General features: G+C 68.2%; 13 protein-coding genes. 12 read left to right on the top strand and 1 reads right to left on the bottom strand.

All coding sequences use genetic code 11. The features are described from left to right. Both AC6LJ5_RS26675 and AC6LJ5_RS26680 read left to right on the top strand, forming a co-directional pair. On the top strand, nucleotides 1–1,751 hold a 1,751-nt coding region (locus tag AC6LJ5_RS26675), incomplete at its 5' end, for a bifunctional diguanylate cyclase/phosphodiesterase (RefSeq protein ID WP_498142094.1). 245 nt (nucleotides 1,752–1,996) lie between these two features. Next, nucleotides 1,997–2,482 carry a dihydrofolate reductase gene (locus tag AC6LJ5_RS26680; protein ID WP_103271104.1) on the top strand — a complete coding sequence of 162 codons (486 nt, stop codon included), beginning with the start codon at nucleotides 1,997–1,999 and terminating at the stop codon, nucleotides 2,480–2,482. A 28-nt stretch (nucleotides 2,483–2,510) separates the two neighbouring features. Here the strand turns inward: AC6LJ5_RS26680 and AC6LJ5_RS26685 are convergent, their stop codons facing one another. After that, nucleotides 2,511–3,929: an aminotransferase-like domain-containing protein gene (locus AC6LJ5_RS26685; RefSeq protein WP_392413841.1), complete on the bottom strand. Its 1,419-nt coding sequence runs from the start codon at nucleotides 3,927–3,929 to the stop codon at nucleotides 2,511–2,513. A 156-nt stretch (nucleotides 3,930–4,085) separates the two neighbouring features. On the opposite strand from AC6LJ5_RS26685, the gene aptA reads away from it, so the two are divergent. The 10 genes from aptA to AC6LJ5_RS26735 all read left to right on the top strand — a co-directional run bounded on the left by aptA (nucleotide 4,086) and on the right by AC6LJ5_RS26735 (nucleotide 19,321). Beyond that, on the top strand, nucleotides 4,086–5,411 hold the full coding sequence (aptA, locus tag AC6LJ5_RS26690; RefSeq protein WP_498142095.1) for an omega-aminotransferase AptA: 1,326 nt from the start codon (nucleotides 4,086–4,088) through the stop codon (nucleotides 5,409–5,411). Between the two features lie 96 nt (nucleotides 5,412–5,507). Next, nucleotides 5,508–7,001: a CoA-acylating methylmalonate-semialdehyde dehydrogenase gene (locus tag AC6LJ5_RS26695; RefSeq protein ID WP_498142096.1), complete on the top strand. Its 1,494-nt coding sequence runs from the start codon at nucleotides 5,508–5,510 to the stop codon at nucleotides 6,999–7,001. 253 nt (nucleotides 7,002–7,254) lie between these two features. Then, nucleotides 7,255–8,763: a M81 family metallopeptidase gene (locus tag AC6LJ5_RS26700; RefSeq protein WP_498142097.1), complete on the top strand. Its 1,509-nt coding sequence runs from the start codon at nucleotides 7,255–7,257 to the stop codon at nucleotides 8,761–8,763. Between the two features lie 83 nt (nucleotides 8,764–8,846). Then, nucleotides 8,847–10,412: an ABC transporter substrate-binding protein gene (locus AC6LJ5_RS26705; RefSeq protein ID WP_498142098.1), complete on the top strand. Its 1,566-nt coding sequence runs from the start codon at nucleotides 8,847–8,849 to the stop codon at nucleotides 10,410–10,412. 42 nt (nucleotides 10,413–10,454) lie between these two features. Further along, the gene (locus AC6LJ5_RS26710) at nucleotides 10,455–11,396 is read left to right on the top strand and encodes an ABC transporter permease (protein ID WP_212314956.1); all 942 of its coding nucleotides are present in this window, start codon (nucleotides 10,455–10,457) and stop codon (nucleotides 11,394–11,396) included. Nucleotides 11,397–11,405: 9 nt separating this feature from the next. Beyond that, nucleotides 11,406–12,314: an ABC transporter permease gene (locus AC6LJ5_RS26715; protein ID WP_212314955.1), complete on the top strand. Its 909-nt coding sequence runs from the start codon at nucleotides 11,406–11,408 to the stop codon at nucleotides 12,312–12,314. A 5-nt stretch (nucleotides 12,315–12,319) separates the two neighbouring features. Continuing rightward, nucleotides 12,320–14,011, top strand: a complete 1,692-nt coding sequence (locus AC6LJ5_RS26720) for an ABC transporter ATP-binding protein (protein ID WP_498142099.1) — start codon at nucleotides 12,320–12,322, stop codon at nucleotides 14,009–14,011. Nucleotides 14,012–14,148: 137 nt separating this feature from the next. Next, nucleotides 14,149–15,558: an amidase gene (locus AC6LJ5_RS26725; protein WP_498142100.1), complete on the top strand. Its 1,410-nt coding sequence runs from the start codon at nucleotides 14,149–14,151 to the stop codon at nucleotides 15,556–15,558. A gap of 99 nt (nucleotides 15,559–15,657) precedes the next feature. Next, the gene (locus tag AC6LJ5_RS26730; protein ID WP_498142101.1) at nucleotides 15,658–17,133 is read left to right on the top strand and encodes a M81 family metallopeptidase; all 1,476 of its coding nucleotides are present in this window, start codon (nucleotides 15,658–15,660) and stop codon (nucleotides 17,131–17,133) included. 223 nt (nucleotides 17,134–17,356) lie between these two features. Beyond that, nucleotides 17,357–19,321, top strand: coding sequence for a DUF945 family protein (locus AC6LJ5_RS26735; RefSeq protein WP_498142102.1), 1,965 nt, complete (start codon nucleotides 17,357–17,359; stop codon nucleotides 19,319–19,321). The last annotated feature ends 127 nt before the right edge of the window (nucleotides 19,322–19,448 follow it).

The raw sequence follows: 19,448 nt of genomic DNA on the forward strand, positions 1-19,448 counted from the left end.
CCCGCCGCCTGGCGGTCGGCGCCCTGCTCATGGGCGCGGGCATCGCGGCGATGCACTACGTGGGCATGGCCGCGATGCGCATGCAGCCCGGCATCGTCTATCACAGAGGCTGGTTCGCGCTGTCCATCCTGATCGCCGTGGCAGCGTCGGGCGCGGCGCTGTGGATCACCTACCGGCTGCGCCACGACGGGCCGCGCATGGCGTTTTCACGGCCGCTGGCGTCGGTGGCGATGGGGCTGGCCATCGTCGGCATGCACTACACCGGCATGCAGGCCGCGGGCTTTCCGGACGACAGCGTCTGCCTGGCCTCCAATGGCGGCCTGTCGGCTGGCTGGCTGGCCATCGCCGTCACCGCCGTGACCCTGAGCGTGCTGGGCATCGCGCTGATCGTGGCGGTGCTGGACAACCGGCTGGAAGCTCGCACCTCGGCCCTGGCGTCGTCGCTGGCCGAAGCCAACGAAGAACTGGTGCAGCTGGCCCTGCACGACACGCTCACCAAGCTGCCCAACCGCATTCTGCTCGAAGACCGCATGGAGCAGGCCATCGAAAGCGCCAGCCGGCGCAAGGGCTATTTCGCGGTGCTGTTCTTCGACCTGGACGGTTTCAAGGCGGTCAACGACGCCTACGGCCACCATACCGGCGACGCGCTGCTCATCGACCTGGCGCAACGCATCCGCCAGACTCTGCGCACCCAGGACACCGTTGCGCGACTGGGCGGCGACGAATTCATCGTCCTGAGCGAAGTGGGCGAACCGACCGACGCCGCCAGCGTGGCCGACCGCCTGATCAACGCCATCGCGCGGCCCGTGACGGTCTACGGCCACGAAGTGCTGGTGACATCCAGCGTGGGCATCGCCATCTATCCCAACGACGGCGAGGACACCCACGCGCTGCTGACCAACGCCGACGCCGCCATGTATCACGCCAAGCGCCTGGGCGGCACCGGCTACAGCTTCTTCGAGCCGTCGATGAACGCCGACGCGCACGAACAGATCGAGCTGCTGCACGACCTGCGGCTGGCGCAGGAGCGCGGCCAGTTCGTGCTGCACTACCAGCCCAAATATGAAGCGCCGGCCGGCCCGATCATCGGCGCCGAGGCGCTGTTGCGCTGGAACCACCCCACGCGCGGCCTGGTCGGCCCGGACCTGTTCATTCCCACGGCGGAAAAGACCGGCCTGATCCTGTCGATCGGCGACTGGGTCATCAACGAAGCCTGCCGCCAGATGCGCGAATGGATCGACGCGGGCCAGAGCCACTGGACTATCGCCGTGAACATCTCGGCGCTGCAGTTCGCGCATGCCAGCCTGGTCGAGACGGTGCGCGGCGCGCTCGCCCGGCACAACGTTCCGCCGTCCTGCCTGACGCTGGAAGTGACCGAATCGACGGCCATGCGTGACGCCGAGGCCAGCCTGGCGGTGCTCAAGCGCCTGTCCGGCCTGGGCGTGACCATTTCCATCGACGACTTCGGCACCGGCTATTCGAGCCTGCTGTACCTGAAGCGCCTGCCGGCCACCGAGCTGAAGATCGACCGCGGCTTCGTGAACCAGCTGGAGAACGACAACGAGGATGCGGCCATCGTGTCCGCCATCGTCGCCCTGGCGCAGCAGCTGAACCTGCGCATCGTGGCCGAAGGCGTCGAGACCACCGCACAACAGAAGTTCCTGACCGGCCTGGGCTGCGATTCGCTGCAGGGTTTCCTGCTGGGCAAGCCCATGCCGGCCACCGAGTTCCTCGAACACGCCAATATCTGACCCCCCCCAAGCGCCTGCGGCGCTACCCCCAGGGGCGCCACGTGCGGACCGGCAAAGCCGGCTCCGCAGCGGCCCCGCTGCGGGGCGCCTGCGATGGGTGGTGGGAGCGCCTCTTGAGTGTGCCGTGTTGAGATAGTCGGGCGCGGGGGCGTTCAGGGTTCGCGCGCGTCGGCCTGCGCGGATTTGCTACGCTTACGGCAGTGCGCGCTTGTCGCGCCGTCCTTGAACTTCGCCATAGCGTCCGCATGACTCCCAGCCTGACCCTGATCGTCGCCTATTCCGACAACCGCGCCATCGGGCGCGACAATGCCCTGCCCTGGCGGCTGCCGGGGGACCTGGCGCATTTCAAGCGCAGCACGCTGGGTCATCCCATCATCATGGGCCGCAAGACCTGGGATTCTCTGGGGCGGCCGCTGCCGGGGCGCGCCAATATCGTCGTCAGCCGCAATCCGGATTTCGCGCCGGAAGGCGCCATCGTGGTGGCGTCGCTGGAAGCGGCGGCGCGGGCTTGCGGGGATGTGGCCGAGGCCTTCGTCATCGGCGGCGCGCAGATCTATGCGCAGGCCCTGCCGCTGGCGCGCCGCGTGCTGGCCACCGAGGTGCATGCCCGGGTCGAGGGCGATGCCTTCTTCCCATTGCTGCCGGCCTTCCAATGGAAGGAAACGGCGCGCGAGCGGCAGCCGGCCGAAAACGGCTACGAATACGACTTCGTGACCTACGAGCGCGCCTGAGCGCGCGCCCGGCGACGCGGGCCGCCCCTCAGGCCGCGCCCGCGTTGCGCATGAAGCGCCACAGCGCCGGCGCTTCCGAGTACGCGACGTTGAAGCGCACCCAGGGCGTGTCGGCCTCGTCGGCCTCGAAGTAGGAACCCGGCGCCAGCCAGATGCCGTCCTTCAAGGCCATCTCGGCCAGCCCGTTGGCGCCGCGCCCGCGCCATTGCCCCGCCACTTTCGCCCACAGGAACAGGCCCGCCTGTGGCCGCGTGTGGATGTCGAAGCCATGCGCGTCCATCAGCCCCGCCACGGCGGCATGCGCCTGTTCCAGCCGCTCCCGCGTGCGCGCGATGTGGGCGCGGTAGCGGCCCTCGCGGATCACCTGATGCACGATGCGCTCCATGATCTCGGGCGAGGTCAGACCCACGGCCATCTTGGTGCGCGCGATGTCGCGCACCAGGTCGCGGTGCGCCACCACATAGCCCACCCGCACCGACGGGCTGATCACCTTGGAGTAGCCGCCCAGGTAGACCACGCGGCAACCGCCGTCCAGCGCCGCCAGCATGGGCGTGACGCCGGGCGCTAGCTCGCGCGAGATATCGTCCTCCACCACCCAGAGACCGTGCCGCTCGGCCGTCTGCAGGATGCGGAAGGCGTTGGCCATGCCGATGCTGGCGCCGGACGGATTCTGCAGCGCCGTATTGATGAACAGGGCTCGCGGCCGATGCTGGGCCGCAACGCGCTCCAGCGCCTCGCAATCCAGTCCGTCGGCATTGCGCGGCACCGGCACCACGCGCAAGCCCGCCAGCCGCAGCATCTGCAGCAGGTTGGCGTAGGCCGGCTGTTCCACCACCACCGTATCGCCGTGGCGCAGCAGGGTGCGGATCACCATGTCCAGGCCGTGCGAAACGCCCTGGGTCAAGAGGACCTGCGACACCTCCACTTCCATGCCCTGCGCGCTGAGGCTGGCGGCGATGGTCTCGCGCAGCGGCGCGTAACCATAGGGATGGCCGTAGTTGGCGATGCGCATGGCCGGCACCCGGCCCAGGTGGCGCAGGGCCACATGCAGCCCTTCCTCGTTCAGCCATTCCCCCGGCAGCCAGCCACAGCCGGACTTGATGGGGATGGAATGGTCCGCGAAGATGTCCGACACCAGCCAGCCGGCGTTCAGGCGCGGCGGCTCCCAGGACGGCGTCTCGCCCCGGCGCGCGGGCGCGTCCGGCGAAGCGACGCGGTAGCCCGCTCCGGGCCGGGCCGCCAGCCAGCCCAGCGACACCAGCCGGCTGTAGGCGCTGGCCACCGTGAAAGTGCTGATCTCGTACTGGCGCGCGAGCTCCCGCACCGAGGGTAGGGACATACCCGGACGCAGCACCTGCTGCTCGATGGCGCGCAACACGGCGGCAACCAGCTGCTCGACCAGGGTCGGCCCCTGGCCGCGCGCGCGCTGGGGCTGGAAATCGATCATCGCCAAAACTGTACAGTTGTCATGGTTGGAACTATACAGTTAGGGCGCTTTGCACGGATCGTATATTTTCAATCCCGGCCGGACATACCAGAATCATCCGCAATCCCGCCGCCCGCGCCTTGCAGGCCCCGCGGTTTTCCTTACCCAGGAGTCGCCATGAACGCCCGCGCCCAGCTTCCCGACCTGTCCCATCTGTGGATGCCCTTCACCGCCAACAAGCAGTTCAAGGCGCAGCCCCGCCTGCTGGCCAGCGCGAAGGGCATGTACTACACCTCGGCCGACGGCCGCCAGATCCTGGACGGCACCGCGGGCCTGTGGTGCGTGAACGCCGGCCATTGCCGCGAGGAAATCGTGTCGGCCATCGCCAAGCAGGCCGGCGAGATGGACTACGCGCCCGGCTTCCAGCTGGGCCACCCGCTGGCCTTCGAGGCCGCCACGGCCGTCGCCGGCCTGATGCCGGCCGGCCTGGACCGCGTGTTCTTCACCAACTCGGGCTCCGAGTCGGTGGACACCGCCCTGAAGATCGCCCTGGCCTATCACCGCGCCCGCGGCGAAGGCCAGCGCACCCGCCTGATCGGCCGCGAGCGCGGCTATCACGGAGTGGGCTTCGGCGGCATCTCGGTGGGCGGCATCTCGACCAACCGCAAGACCTTCTCCGGCGCCCTGCTGCCGGCGGTGGACCATCTGCCGCACACCCACAACCTGGAAAAGAACGCCTATTCCAAGGGCCAGCCGGCCTGGGGCGCGCACCTGGCCGAAGAACTTGAACGCATCATCGCGCTGCATGACGCGTCCACCATCGCCGCCGTGGTGGTCGAGCCCATGGCGGGCTCCACCGGCGTGCTGGTGCCGCCCGTGGGCTACCTGGAAAAGCTGCGTGAAATCACCGCCAAGCACGGCATCCTGCTGATCTTCGACGAGGTCATCACCGCCTACGGCCGCCTGGGCGAAGCCACCGCCGCACATTACTTCGGCGTCACGCCGGACCTGATCACCATGGCCAAGGGCGTGAGCAACGCCGCCATTCCGGCCGGCGCGGTCGCCGTCAAGCGCGAGGTGCATGACGCCATCGTCAACGGCCCGCAGGGCGGCATCGAGTTCTTCCACGGCTACACCTATTCGGCGCACCCGCTGGCCGCCGCCGCCATCCTGGCGACGCTGGACATCTATCGACGCGACGACCTGTTCGGCCGCGCCCGCAAGCTGTCCGGCGCCTTCCAGGAAGCCGCGCATTCGCTCAAGGGCGCGCCGCACGTCATCGACGTGCGCAACATCGGCCTGGTGGCCGGCATCGAACTGGCTCCGCGCGCCGGCGCGCCCGGCGCGCGCGCTTCGGAAGTGTTCCAGAAGTGCTTCGACAGCGGCCTCATGGTCCGCTACACCGGCGATATCATCGCCGTCTCGCCGCCCCTGATCATCGACGAGGCCCAGATCGGCCAGATCTTCGACCAGATCGGCAAGGTCCTGAAAGAGGTCGCGTAAGGCGCTTGCGCGCGCTAGTGTCCCGACCTGAACCGCGGGCGGCCTGAAAGGCCGCCCTCGGGCATTTTGAAGAAACCCGCTTCGAGCTTTGCATCCATGAAGAAGATCCCGCATTTCATCAACGGCCAGCCCTACGAGGGCCGCAGCAGCCGCTACGCCGACGGCTTCAATCCCGCCACCGGCGAAGTCGTTTCCTCGATTCCGCTGGCCTCCAATGAAGACGTGGCGCTGGCCGTCAGCGCCGCCAAGGCCGCCTTCCCCGCCTGGGCCGAAACGCCGCCGCTCAAGCGCGCCCGCATCCTCTTCAACTTCAAGGCGCTGCTGGACAAGCATCAGGACGAGCTGGCCGAGCTCATCACCCGCGAACACGGCAAGGTCTTCTCCGACGCCAAGGGCGAGGTCACGCGCGGCATCGAAGTGGTGGAGTTCGCCTGCGGCATTCCCCATCTGCTCAAGGGCCAGTACACCGACCAGATCGGCGGCGGCATCGACAACTGGAGCATGCGCCAGCCGCTGGGCGTGGTGGCCGGCATCACGCCGTTCAACTTCCCCATGATGGTGCCGTGCTGGATGTTCCCGGTGGCTATCGCCTGCGGCAACACCTTCGTGCTCAAGCCCTCTGAACGCGATCCCTCGGCCTCGCTGCGCCTGGCCGAACTGCTGCGCGAGGCCGGCCTGCCGGACGGCGTGTTCAACGTGGTGCATGGCGACAAGCAGGCGGTGGACGCGCTGATCGCGCATCCCGACGTCGAGGCCCTGTCCTTCGTGGGATCGACGCCGATCGCCGAATACATCTATTCGGAAGGCACCCGCCGCGGCAAGCGTGTGCAGGCCCTGGGCGGCGCCAAGAACCACATGGTGGTCATGCCGGACGCCGACCTCGACCAGGTCACCGACGCGCTGATGGGCGCGGCCTACGGCTCGGCCGGCGAGCGCTGCATGGCCATCTCGGTGGCGGTCGCCGTCGGCGACGTGGCCGACAAGGTGATCGAGCGCCTGACGCCGCGCGTCAAGGCGCTGGTGGTCAAGGACGGCATGCAAGGCGACGCGGAAATGGGTCCGCTGGTCACCTCGCAGCATCGCAACAAGGTCGTGGGCTACATCGAGGACGGCGTCGCCTCGGGCGCCACGCTGGTGGTCGACGGCCGCGGCCTGACGGTGCCGGGCAACGAAAAGGGCTTCTTCCTTGGCGGCACGCTGTTCGACCACGTCAAGCCCGCCATGAACATCTATCGCGAAGAGATTTTCGGGCCGGTGCTGTGCGTGGTGCGCGTGCCCGATTTCGCCTCGGCGGTGGCACTGATCAACGCGCATGAATTCGGCAACGGCGTGGCCTGCTTCACCTCCGACGGCGGTGTGGCGCGCGCCTTCGCGCGCCAGATCAAGGTCGGCATGGTCGGCATCAACGTGCCCATCCCCGTGCCCATGGCCTGGCATTCGTTCGGCGGCTGGAAACGCTCGCTGTTCGGCGACCACCATGCCTACGGCGAGGAAGGCATCCGTTTCTACTCGCGCTACAAGAGCGTGATGCAGCGCTGGCCCGACAGCATCGGCAAGGGCGCTGAATTCACGATGCCTGTGGCTGGATGAGCCCCCCCCCGAAGCGCTTGCGCGCTTCCCCCCAGGGGGCGTCGCTACGGACCGGCAAAGCCGGCTCCGTGCGACCCCGCTTGGGGCGATCTCTTCAGGCGGTGGCGCCACTTCTTTTTAGTCATGACGTCGAGTCCGTTTGACATGTCGTGGATGGAGCAAAGACCGCGCCACAAGCACTGAAACACGCGCGGGGATAAGCACAGCATAGTGTTCCGCGGCGTCCGGACATCCGTATCACAAGGGGATTTTGATGCGTATCGGGATAGGCGGCTTTCAGCATGAGACGAACACGTTCGCGCCGTCGCGCGCGGCGTGGGAGGATTTCGCGGACAAGGGCGGCGGCTGGCCTCGGCTGGTCAGCGGGCCGGCCATGTTCCAGGCGGTGGCCGGCGCCAACATACCGGTGGCCGGCTTCATCGAGGCGATGGGCGCGCATACGCTGCTGCCCGCCACCTGGGCCGCGGCCAGTCCGTCGGGACCGGTCACGCGCGACGCCTACGAGCGCATCAGCGCGCTGATCCTGCAGGGGCTGTCGGCCGCGATGCCGCTGGACGGGGTCTACCTTGATCTGCACGGCGCGATGGTGGCCGAGCACCTGGACGACGGCGAAGGCGAGCTGCTGCGGCGCGTGCGTGAACGGGTCGGACCCGACGTGCCCGTCGTCGCCAGCCTGGACCTGCATGCCAACATGACCCGCGAGATGCTGCGCCACGCCGACGCGCTGGTCTGCTATCGCACCTATCCGCACATCGACATGGCCGAGACCGGGCAACGCGCGGCCGCGCTGCTCGCGGCCCGGCTGCACGGCGCGCCGCGCGCCTGTAGCGCCCTGCGCCAGCTGCCGTATCTGATTCCGCTGTGCTGGCAGTCCACCGACATCGAGCCCGCGCGCGGCCTGTACCAGCGCCTGGCGGAGATCGAGGCGCGCAGCGGCGCCAGCCTGTCGTTCGCCACGGGTTTTCCCGCTGCGGACTTTCCCGAATGCCTGCCCGCCGTGTGGGCGCACGCCGCCACGCAGGCGCAGGCCGACGCGGCCGCGAGCGAAATGGAACGCGCGGTGCTGGCGGCCGAATCCGCTTTCGGCGGCACGCTGCATGACGCCGACGAGGCCGTGCAGACCGCCATGCGCATGGCGCGCGACGCGTCGCGCCCGGTCGTCATCGCCGACGCGCAGGACAATCCCGGCGCGGGCGGCAGCTCCGACACCACCGGCGTGCTGCGCGCGCTGATTCGCCACGGCGCGCGCGATGCCGCCATCGGCCTGATCGTCGATCCGGCAGCGGCGCTGGCCGCGCATCATGCGGGCGCGGGCAACACGGTGCGGATTGCATTGGGTGGACACTCGGGTATTCCCGACGATGCGCCGCTGGAGGCCGAATTCCTGGTCGAAAAAACGTCCGACGGCCGCTTCGACACGCATGGCGCGTTCTACCGCGGCTTCCATATGGACCTGGGGCCCAGCGCCTGCCTGAGCCTGGGCGGCGTGCGCATCGTGGTGGCCTCCAACAAGGTGCAGATGGCCGATCAGGAGATGTTCCGCTTTGCCGGCGTGGATCCCGCGCGCGCCGCGATCCTGGTGGTGAAAAGTTCGGCGCACTTCCGCGCCGACTTCACGTCCATCGCCCATGCCATCCTGGTCTGCGCGGCGCCTGGATCCATGCTGATGGACGCGGCAAAACAACCATGGACACGGCTGCGTCCCGGCATCAGAATGGCACCTTGCGGGCCGGCGTTTTCCAGCCGGCCAGGCAATGCCTGACCCTCTCGCGCCGCCATGCGGGCGACGCGCCAACGACGTAGCGGCCGACGAACGCCGCTCACACCGATCCAAGGGGAACATTCATGCTGAAGTTTGTCCGTGCAGCCGCATTTGCCGGCGCGACCCTCCTGATGGCCCACGGCGCCTACGCCGACACGGTCATCAAGTCGGTCATGCATTCGCCGTTGCGCCTGACCGACCCGCACGCCACCACCGCGTACATCACCACGTGGCACGGCTACATGATCTACGACACGCTGCTGGCCACCGACGCCGACAACAAGATCCAGCCGCAGATGCTCGAAAAGTGGGACGTCTCGCCCGACGGCAAGACCTACACCATGACCCTGCGCGACGGCCAGAAGTGGCATGACGGCAAGCCCGTGACGGCCGATGACTGCGTCGCCTCGATCAAGCGCTGGGCCAGCGGCGACATCATGGGCCGCACGCTGCTGAAGTTCACCGACAAGATCGAGATCGTCGACGACAAGACCTTCCGCGTCGTCATGAAGGAACCCACCGACCTGGTGCTGCGCGCGCTGTCCAAGCCCACCGGCACCGCGCCCTTCATGATGCCCAAGCGCATCGCCGAGCAGGCCATCGGCCAGCCCATCACCGACATGACCGGCTCGGGTCCGTTCAAGATCGTCGAGTTCAAGCCGGGCGTGAAGACCGTCTACGCCAAGAACGCCGATTACGTGCCCCGCAAGGAACCCGCCAGCGGCCTGGCCGGCGGCAAGGTCGTCAACGTCGACAAGGTCGAATGGAACGTCATGCCCGACGCCCTGACCACCGCCAATGCGTTGCTCGGCGGCGAGATCGACTTCGTCGAGCAGTTCCCCTACGACCTGCTGCCCATGGTCGAAGGCAACAAGGATCTGAAGGAAGAGTCGCTCAGCCCGGTCGGCTACTTCACGATGTACCGCTTCAACTTCAAGTACCCGCCCTTCAACAACAAGAAGATCCGCCAGGCCGCCATGTACGCCGTGGGCCAGGAAGACGTGATGAAGGCGCTGGTCGGCAATCCCAAGTACTGGCGCACCTGCGCCTCGCTGTGGGGCTGCGGCACGCCGTTGGAAACCGACATCGGCAAGGATGTGGTGGTGCCGCAGAACACCGAGAAGGCCAAGGCGCTGCTGAAGGAAGCCGGCTACGACAACACGCCCGTGCTGATCATGCACGCCACCGACGTGGGCACGCTGTCGGCGCAGCCGGTGGTGATCGCGCAGGCGCTGCGCAAGGCCGGCTTCAACGTCAACCTGATGGCCATGGACTGGCAGAGCGTGGCCACGCGGCGCGCCTCCAAGGCCGCGCCCGCCGAAGGCGGCTGGAACATCCACAACACCAACTGGTACGCCACCGACGTGATGGACCCGGTGCGCTCCGCGCCGGCCGCCGCCAGCGGCGACAACGCCTGGTTCGGCTGGCCCGACATGCCGCAGGTCGAAGAGCTGCGCACCAAGTTCGCGCTGACCTCCGACCCGGCCGAGCAGAAGAAGATCGCCGACGAGCTGCAGCGCATCGGCATCGACGAAGGCCTGTACGTGCCGCTTGGTCAGATGTCCGTGCCCACCGTGTATTCGACCAAGCTCTCGGGCCTGGTGCATGCGCCGGTGTTCGCGTTCTGGAACGTGAAGAAAGCCCCTTGACGGGCAAGTAAGCAGATAGCCTAGCAGCACAAGGGGGAAAACATGCTGGCATTCGTCTCACGCCGGCTCCTCGCGACCATCCCCGTTCTGGTGATGGTCGCGGTGGTGGTCTTTGCGATATTGCGCTCCAGCCAGGGCGACCCGGCCGTCATCATGGCCGGCGACGGCGCCACGCCCGAACGTATCGAACAGATACGCCAGATCATGGGCCTGGACCAGCCGGTGGTGAAGCAGTTCTTCATCTGGGCCGGCAAACTGGTGCAGGGCGACCTCGGCACCTCGCTGATGTCGGGCGTGCCCGTCACGCAGCTCATCGGGCAGCGGCTGGAGCCATCGCTCAGCCTGGCGGTCCTGACGCTGGTCTTCACGCTGATCGTCGCCATTCCGCTGGGCATCCTGGCGGCCTGGCGCCAGGGCAAGCTGCTGGACCGCGCCGTCATGGGCTTTTCCGTGCTCGGCTTCTCGGTGCCGGTGTTCGTCACCGGCTATCTGCTGATCTGGGCCTTCGCCATCAAGCTGGGCTGGTTCAACGTGCAGGGCTACACGCCGCTGGCCAACGGCTTCTGGCTGTTCCTGCACCGCCTGATCCTGCCCGCCCTGGCGCTGTCCACGGTCTACGTGGCGCTGATCGCGCGCATCACGCGCACCAGCGTCATCGAGGTCATGGGCGAGGACTTCATCCGCACCGCCCGCTCCAAGGGCCTGACCGAGACCGGCGTGCTGCTGGGCCACGCGCTGCGCAACGCGGCCGTGCCCATCGCCACGGTCGTGGGCGTGGGCGTGGCGCTGCTGATCAGCGGCGTGGTCGTCACCGAATCGGTGTTCAACATCCCCGGCCTGGGCCGGCTGGTGGTCGAGGCCGTGCTGGCGCGCGACTATCCGGTGATCCAGGGCCTGACGCTGTTCTTCGCCTTTGTCTACGTGTTCATCAACCTCGTCGTCGATTGCGCCTACACGGTGTTCGATCCGCGCATCCGCTACTGAGGCCCCATCATGCAAACCCCCATCGACGCGGCCGACAACACCGCCGCCGCCGACCTGCCGGGCGGCGGCACGCCGCAAACCACCGCCTGGCGCCAGATCCGCCAGGGCTTGCGCAGCTGGCCCGTGATGCTGGCGCTGGCGGTGCTGGTCATCATCGTCGCCATCGCCCTGTTCGCGCCCTGGCTGGGCACGGTCGATCCCGTGCAGATCAACCCGGGATCGCGCCTGAAGCAGCCCTTCACCGAGTTCCTCTTCGGCACCGACGCCTTCGGCCGCGACGTCTGGTCGCGCGTGGCCTACGGCGCGCGCGTCTCGCTGATCGCCGGCCTGGGCGCCGCCGTGGTCAGCGTGGCGCTCGGTCTGGTGATCGGCGTCATCGCCGGCTGGTTCCGCTCGCTGGACGGCCTGATCATGCGCACCATGGACGCCATCATGGCGATCCCCGGCATCCTGCTGGCGATCGCGCTGGTGTCGGTCTCGGGCGCCAGCTTGACCACGGTGCTGGTGGCCATCACCATCCCCGAGATCCCGCGCGTGGTGCGGCTGGTGCGCGGCCAGATCCTGACCGTGCGCGGCGAGCCTTATGTGGAAGCCGCGCTGGCGCTGGGCACGCCGCTGCCCAAGCTGCTGTGGCGCCACATGGTGCCCAGCACCATCGCGCCGCTGACCGTGCAGGGCACCTATGTGTTCGCCTCGGCCATGCTGACCGAGGCCATCCTCAGCTTCCTGGGCGCGGGCGTGCCGCCCGAGATCGCGTCCTGGGGCAACATCATGTCCGAGGGCCGCATGTACTTCCGCATGCTGCCGGGCCTGATCCTGTTCCCCGGACTGTTCCTGTCGCTGACCGTGCTCAGCGTGAACATCCTGGGCGACGCCTTGCGCGACGCGCTGGACCCGAAAATGGTGCGCAGGACCTGACGCCGATGACCTACTCCCCCACTCCCTCCGCGGGCGACACCTCGTCCGCCATCCTGGCCATCCGCAACCTGTCGGTCGAAGTCGCCGGCGCCGGCAACCGCGTCGTGCGCAACCTGAGCCTGGACGTGCACGCCGGCGAGACCGTCTGCGTGGTCGGCGAATCCGGCTCGGGCAAGTCGGTCACCTCGCTGGCCGTCATGGGCCTGCTGCCGCAGGGCATCCTGAAGATCGGCGCGGGCTCGATCCGCGTCGAGGGCGAGGACGTGGCCACCGCCACGCCGCGCCGCCTGCGCGAACTGCGCGCCACCCGCATGGCCATGGTGTTCCAGGAACCCATGACCGCGCTCAACCCGGTGCACACGGTCGGCAAGCAGGTCGACGAGGTGTTGCGGCTGCATCGCAAGATGTCCGCCGCCGAGCGCCGCGCCAAGGTGCTGGAGATGTTCCGCTCGGTCCACCTGCCCGACGTCGAGCGCATCTACGACGCCTACCCGCACCAGCTCTCCGGCGGCCAGCGCCAGCGCATCGTCATCGCCATGGCGCTGATCCTGGAGCCACGCCTGCTGATCGCCGACGAGCCGACCACGGCGCTGGACGTGACCACGCAGAAGCAGATCCTGGCGCTCATCAAGGAACTGCAGGTCAAGCACAAGACCGCCGTGCTGTTCATCACCCACGACTTCGGCGTGGTGGCCGAGATCTCCGACCGCATCATCGTGATGAACCGCGGCGACCTGGTCGAAAGCGGCACGCGCCACGAAATCCTGGCCGAGCCCAAGCAGTCCTACACCCGGCGGCTGGTGTCCTCGGTGCCCAGCCTGGTGCCGTCGCGCCGCGAGGCGCCCGCCGGCCAGCCGGTGCTGCATGTCAAGGGTCTGGGCCGCACCTACGGCGGCGGCGGCTCGCTGTTCTCGCGCAAGCCGGCGCACGGCGTGGTGGCCGCGGCCGACGTCAACCTGACGCTGCGCAAGGGCGAGATCCTGGGCATCGTGGGCGAGTCCGGCTCGGGCAAGTCCACGGTCGCGCGCTGCATCGTGCGCCTGATCGAGCCCACCGCCGGCCACATGATGATGGGCGGCGAAGACCTGAGCACGCTGTCGGGCGCCGCATTGCGACCGGTGCGTCGGCGCATACAGATCGTGTTCCAGGACCCCTACCGCTCGCTCAACCCGCGCCGCACCGTGGGCGAGTCCATCATCGAGGGCCTGCTCAATTTCGGCGTGCCGCGCGAACAGGCGCTGCAGCGCGCCGGCGAAACGCTGTCGGTGGTGGGCCTGAGCCCGGACGCCATGCGGCGCTATCCGCACCAGTTCTCCGGCGGCCAGCGCCAGCGCATCTGCATCGCGCGCGCGCTGGTCATGGATCCCGAGATCCTGGTCGCCGACGAGGCCGTGTCGGCGCTGGACGTCTCGGTGCAGGCGCAGGTGCTCGAGCTGCTGGAGCAGGTGCGACAGCGCACCGGCGTGGGCGTGCTCTTCATCACCCACGACCTGCGCGTGGCGGCGCAGATCTGCGACACCATCATCGTCATGCAGCGCGGCAAGGTCGTCGAGACCGGCAGCGCCGAGACCGTGCTGACCGAGCCGCGCCACGAGTACACGCGCGCGCTGATCGACGCCGCGCCCGGCCGCGACTGGGACTTCCGCAACTTCAGGCCGGTCGCCGCCGGCCATCCGGCGCAGGCCCCGGCGGGCTGAAGCCGGTCGCGCGCGCACGCCTCCCATGGCGTCCGCGCCGCGCCCCCATGCCATCCGCATCCCGAGCCGGCACGCAGAGGCCGGCCAGACACAAAGGCTCATCTCCCCTCTTCAGGAACCGACCACCAGGAACCGCCATGCAGCAGCCGCATGAACTCTCCGCCCAGGAACTGCTTGCCGCCTACCGCGCCAAGACCCTGTCCCCCGTCGAAGCCACCCGCGCCGTGCTGGCGCACATCGAGCGCTGGGAACCCAGCCTGAAAGCCACCTACGCGCTGGATCCCGAAGGCGCGCTGGCCGCCGCCCGCGAATCCGAGGCGCGCTGGATGAAGGGCGAGCCGCTGTCGGCCGGCGGCTACACGCTGGACGGCGTGCCCGCCACCATCAAGGAAAACATCGCCACGCGCGGCGTGCCGGTGCCGCTGGGCACCGCGGCCACCGACCTGACGCCCGCCAGCGCGGACGCGCCGCCGGCGGCTCGCATGCGCGAGGCAGGCGCCGTGGTGCTGGGCAAGACCACCATGCCGGACTACGGCATGCTGTCGTCCGGCCTGTCCAGCTTCCACGAGCTGACCCGCAATCCCTGGGACCTGGGCAAGAATCCCGGCGGCTCCAGCGCCGGCGCCGGCGCGGCCGCCGCGGCCGGCTACGGCCCGCTGCACATCGGCACCGACATCGGCGGCTCGGTGCGCCTGCCCGCCGCCTGGTGCGGCATCGCCACGCTCAAGCCCAGCCTGGGCCGCATTCCCATCGACCCGCCCTTCATGGGCCGCTGCGCCGGTCCCATGACGCGCACCGTGACCGATACCGCGCTGATGATGGGCGTGCTGTCACAGCCCGACGCGCGCGACCACATGAGCCTGCCCTACCAGGACATCGCCTGGCTCGACCTGGACATGGACCTGCGCGGCGTGCGCATCGGCCTGCTGCTGGACGCTGGCTGCGGCCTGCCCGTGGATCCCGAGATCCTGGACGCCGTGCAGGCCGCCGCCCGCCTGTTCGAGGCGGCCGGCGCCATCGTCGAACCCATGAAGTCCTGGATGACGCCCGCCATGCTGGACGGCGTGGACCGCTTCTGGCGCACCCGCTCGGCCATCGACCTGGCGGCGCTGTCCGAGGAACGTCGCGGCAAGATCCTGCCCTTCATCCGCGCCTGGGCGGAAAGCGGCGGCGGCCAGAGCGGCGATGCCGTGTTCCGCAGCTACTACGAGACGGTCAACGTGCGCGCGCGCACCGTCGCCGCCTGCGCGCCGTACGACTACGTGCTGTCGCCGGTGGCGCCCGTGGTGGCCTACAACGCCGAATGGCCCTCGCCCACCAACGAGGTCGCCACCACCATGCATCACATCGGCTTCACGCTGCCCTACAACATGAGCGAGCAGCCGGCGGCCTCGGTGAACTGCGGCTATACCAAGGCCGGCCTGCCCATCGGCCTGCAAATCGCCGGCGCGCGCTTCGACGACCTGGGCGTGCTGCGCGTGGCGCGGGCCTGGGAGCGCATGCGCCCGGCGCAGCGCGCCTGGCCGCAGCCGCCCAAGAGCGCCTGACGACGGACGCTCCGCCTTGATGCCCGGACGCCCGCGAGGCGTCCGGACGCTTTCCCCGCATATCCGGGCGACGAGCCCGGGCAACCCACAGGACGACCCATGCGCTGGCTATTGGCAATGATCAAGCACGAGACGAACACATACTCGCCCGTGCCCACGCCGCTGGAACGCTTCTTCCGCGGCAATCCCGAAATTCTGGCCGGCGAACGCGCCATCCGGGCCTATGAGAACACCGACAGCGGCCTGGGCGGCTACATCGAGGTGGCGCGCCGCGAGGGCGCCGAGATCGTGCTGCCGGTCGCCGCCGAATCCTGGCCCAGCGGGCCGGCCAGCGCCGAGACACACGAACGCCTGTGCCGGCTGGTGCTGGACGAGGTCGAGCGCGGCGGCTTCGACGCCATCCTGCTGGACCTGCACGGCGCCATGGTGGCCGAGGGCGTGGAAGACGCCGAGGGCGACCTGCTGCGCCGCCTGCGCGAGATCGATCCGACGACGCCGGTGGCGGTGACGCTGGACATGCACGCCAACCTCTACGACGACATCGTCAGGCACGCCACCGTCATCAGCGGCTTCCATACCTATCCGCACGTGGACATCCACGCCGCCGGGCTGCGCGCGGCCAACGTCATCGTGCGCACGCTCAAGGGCGAGATCAAGCCCGTCATGCGCTGGGGCAACAAGCCCATGCTGCCGCACGTGATGCGCCAGGGCACGCACGCCGAACCCAACAAATCGCTGCAGGAGCGCTGCATCGCGCTGGAGGCGCAAGGCGTGCTGGCGGCGTCGGTGTTCGTCGGCTTCCCGCATGCCGACATCCGCGAAGCGGGCCTGAGCGCCGTGGTCTGTACCGACGGCAAGGCGGAGCAGGCGGAACAATTGCGCGACGAACTGCTGGAGCGCGCCTGGGACGCCCGCGCCGACTGGGTGTTCCATCCGGAACCGCTGGAAGCCGCCATTACCCGCGCCAAGGCGGTGACACAGGGCCCGGTGGTCCTGCTGGACCACTACGACAACACCGGCTCGGGCGGCACCATGGACACCACGGCGGTGCTGGCCGAGATGCTGCGCCAGGGCCTGGACAACGCCGTGTTCTACGCCATCTGCGATCCGCAGGCCGCGCGCGAAGCGGCGGCGGCCGGCGTCGGCAGCCAGATCCGCATCAAGCTGGGCGGCAAGGTCGCCATGCCCGCCATCCGCCAGGCCAGCGAGCCGCTGGAGATCTCCGGCCGCGTGAAGCTGGTCTTTGACGGCGTCTACCTGAACCGGGGTCCCATGTATCGCGGCGTGCGCAACGATACCGGCCTGACCGTCGTCATCGACACCGGCAGCGTGGAGATCGTGGTGGTGTCGCGCCACCAGGAGCCCTTCGACGTCAATTGCCTGCTGTCGGCCGGCATCGATCCGCTGCAAAAGCGCTACGTGGCCCTCAAGAGCCGGGTCCACTGGCGCGCGGGCTTCTCCGACATGGCCACCGACATCATCGAATGCACCGGCGTCGGCGTGACCACCTCGGACTACGACCAGCTGGAATTCAAACGCGTGCGGCGCCCCATCTACCCGCTGGATCCACTGTAAGTCGTTATTTTGTCGACAATATCGCCGGCGCACCCGCGCCGGCTTTCATTTTGAAATCTTCGGTAACGGCGCGCGCTCTCGCCGGACAGGCAGCCTCGGTATACTCGCCGCGGGTCCTTGCGCCCTCATGAATCAATGACTTCGCGGAGTCCTCGCCTCGTGGCGGTTCATCGGCGGCAGCGCAAGGGCATGACTCGACAATCAACGACATAAAAGCAGAACGATGAAAAAGAGCGTAGCGATCACCCTGGGCGTGGTCATAGTGGGAGCGGGAAGCTGGGTCGGCGCGACCTGGTACACGGGCAAGCGCATCGAGGAAAGCTCGCAGCGCCGCCTGGCCGAGGTCAACGAGAAGCTGGCAAAGGTCACGCCGCTGTTCGGCCTGCGCATCGACCAGATCAAGTACGAGCGCGGCCTGTTCTCGACGCAGGCGCGTTATGGCCTGTCGCTCCTGAAGAACGACAAGAGCCTGGACGTCCTGCCCGACGGCATGATCGAGTTCGACGCCACCATCGAGCACGGCCCCTTCCCCAAGGGCGCGCTGGCGCGCGGCGCCTTCGCGCCCAAGCTGGCCTACGTCCAGGCGGCGATGGCCAAGACGGACCTGGTCAAGCCGGTGTTCGAGCTGACCAAGGACGTGGCCCCGCTGACGGCCGACGCCATCGTCGCCTACGGCGGCCACGGCGCCAGCACGGCGCAGATCGCGCCGGTCAAGTTCAGCCGCGATGGCATCGACCTCGACTTCAGCGGCATGAAGATCGACGGCACCTACGACCACGCCAAGCAGGCGGTGGTGGCGCGCGGCGTGATCGACACCATCGGCGTTGACGGCCTGAAGGCCCAGCGCGAGCGCGACAAGTTCAAAATGGCCCTGTCCGGCCTGTCCATCGACGTGAACACCCTGATGGGCAAGTTCGGCCTGTCGATCGGCGACTCGGGCGTGCAGGTCAAGCACATCGACATGGTCAAGCCCCAGGACGAGCTGAAGATCGCGCTCGACGACTTCGGCTACACCGTCAAGCTGACCGAGGACGACAAGAACATCGCCATGCAGGCCGCCTACAAGCTCGGCGGCCTGACGGTCGACGGCGTGGCGCTGGGCAGCGGCCAGGCCGTGGTCAAGCTGGGCAACCTGGACGGCGTCGCGGTCAAGCAACTGGCCGACACCTACAACCAGATGATGCGCCAGGCCGTGGCCGGCGCCAGCGACGAAGGCTTGAAGGACGAACAGGTGCAGACCCTGATCGATACCGCCACCAAGCTGCTGGCCGCCAAGCCCACGTTCAGCATGGACCCGATCAGCTGGAAGACCGCCAAGGGCGAAAGCAAGCTGACCTTCGCGCTGGACCTGGCGAGCCCCGCCAACCTCAAGGACCTGACGCCGCAGGAAATTCTGGTCCAGGCCATCAAACGCATCGATGCCAACCTGGTCGTGTCCAAGCCCATGGTGCAGGACCTGGTCGCGCAGTACATGGTCAAGACCGAAGGCAAGGCCGCCGACAAGGCCGCCACCGAAGCCGAGGAACAGGTCCGCAGCATGGCGGGCATGGCCGAGATGTTCAACGTCGGCAAGAACGACGGCGACAACATCATCGGCAAGTTCCACTTCTCCGACGGCATGGGCGATCTGAACGGCAAGAAGATCCCGGCGGACGAGCTGTTCAGCGGCCTGCTGGATGCGGCCGGCTCGCACGACAGCATGGATGACGACGAATCCGAACCCGCCGTCGGCGCCATCAGCTCGGACACCGACCCCGCCTCCTCCGGCGAGCAGATGCAGGACTTCAACGTCGACGTGGTCACCTCCATGCTGGACGACATGGGCTACTCGCCGCGCCGCTCCGAAGGCGACGAAGGCCCGGTGCTGGTGCTGGATCCCAGCGGCACCGGCGCGGCCGACCTGCGCGTGGAACTGCTGTGCAACGACTTCACCGAGAAGTGCTACGACCTGGTCATCACCGCCACGTACAGCGCCAAGAAGCCGGTTTCCCTCAAGGCCATCAACGCCTGGAACAAGGAATACCGCTGGAGCCGCGCCTACCTGGACGAGAAGAACCAGGCCGTGCTGCAAATGGACGTGAACGCGGAAGGCGCGATCGGCAAGGAAAACCTGCAGATCCTGCTGAACACCTTCATCAGCATTGCCGAGGACTTCTCGGCCATGGTGAGCAAGGGCGCGGGCAAGTAAACGTCCGAGCAACGCTCATCGAAAACCCCCGCCAGGAAACTGGCGGGGGTTAATGAGATGGTCAGCCCGATCCCCACGAAGCGGTACGCTGAGTGGGGATTGTTCTTTTTGGGAGACCTCTCATGAG

The organism is Achromobacter sp. 1011791174 (assembly GCF_059760925.1).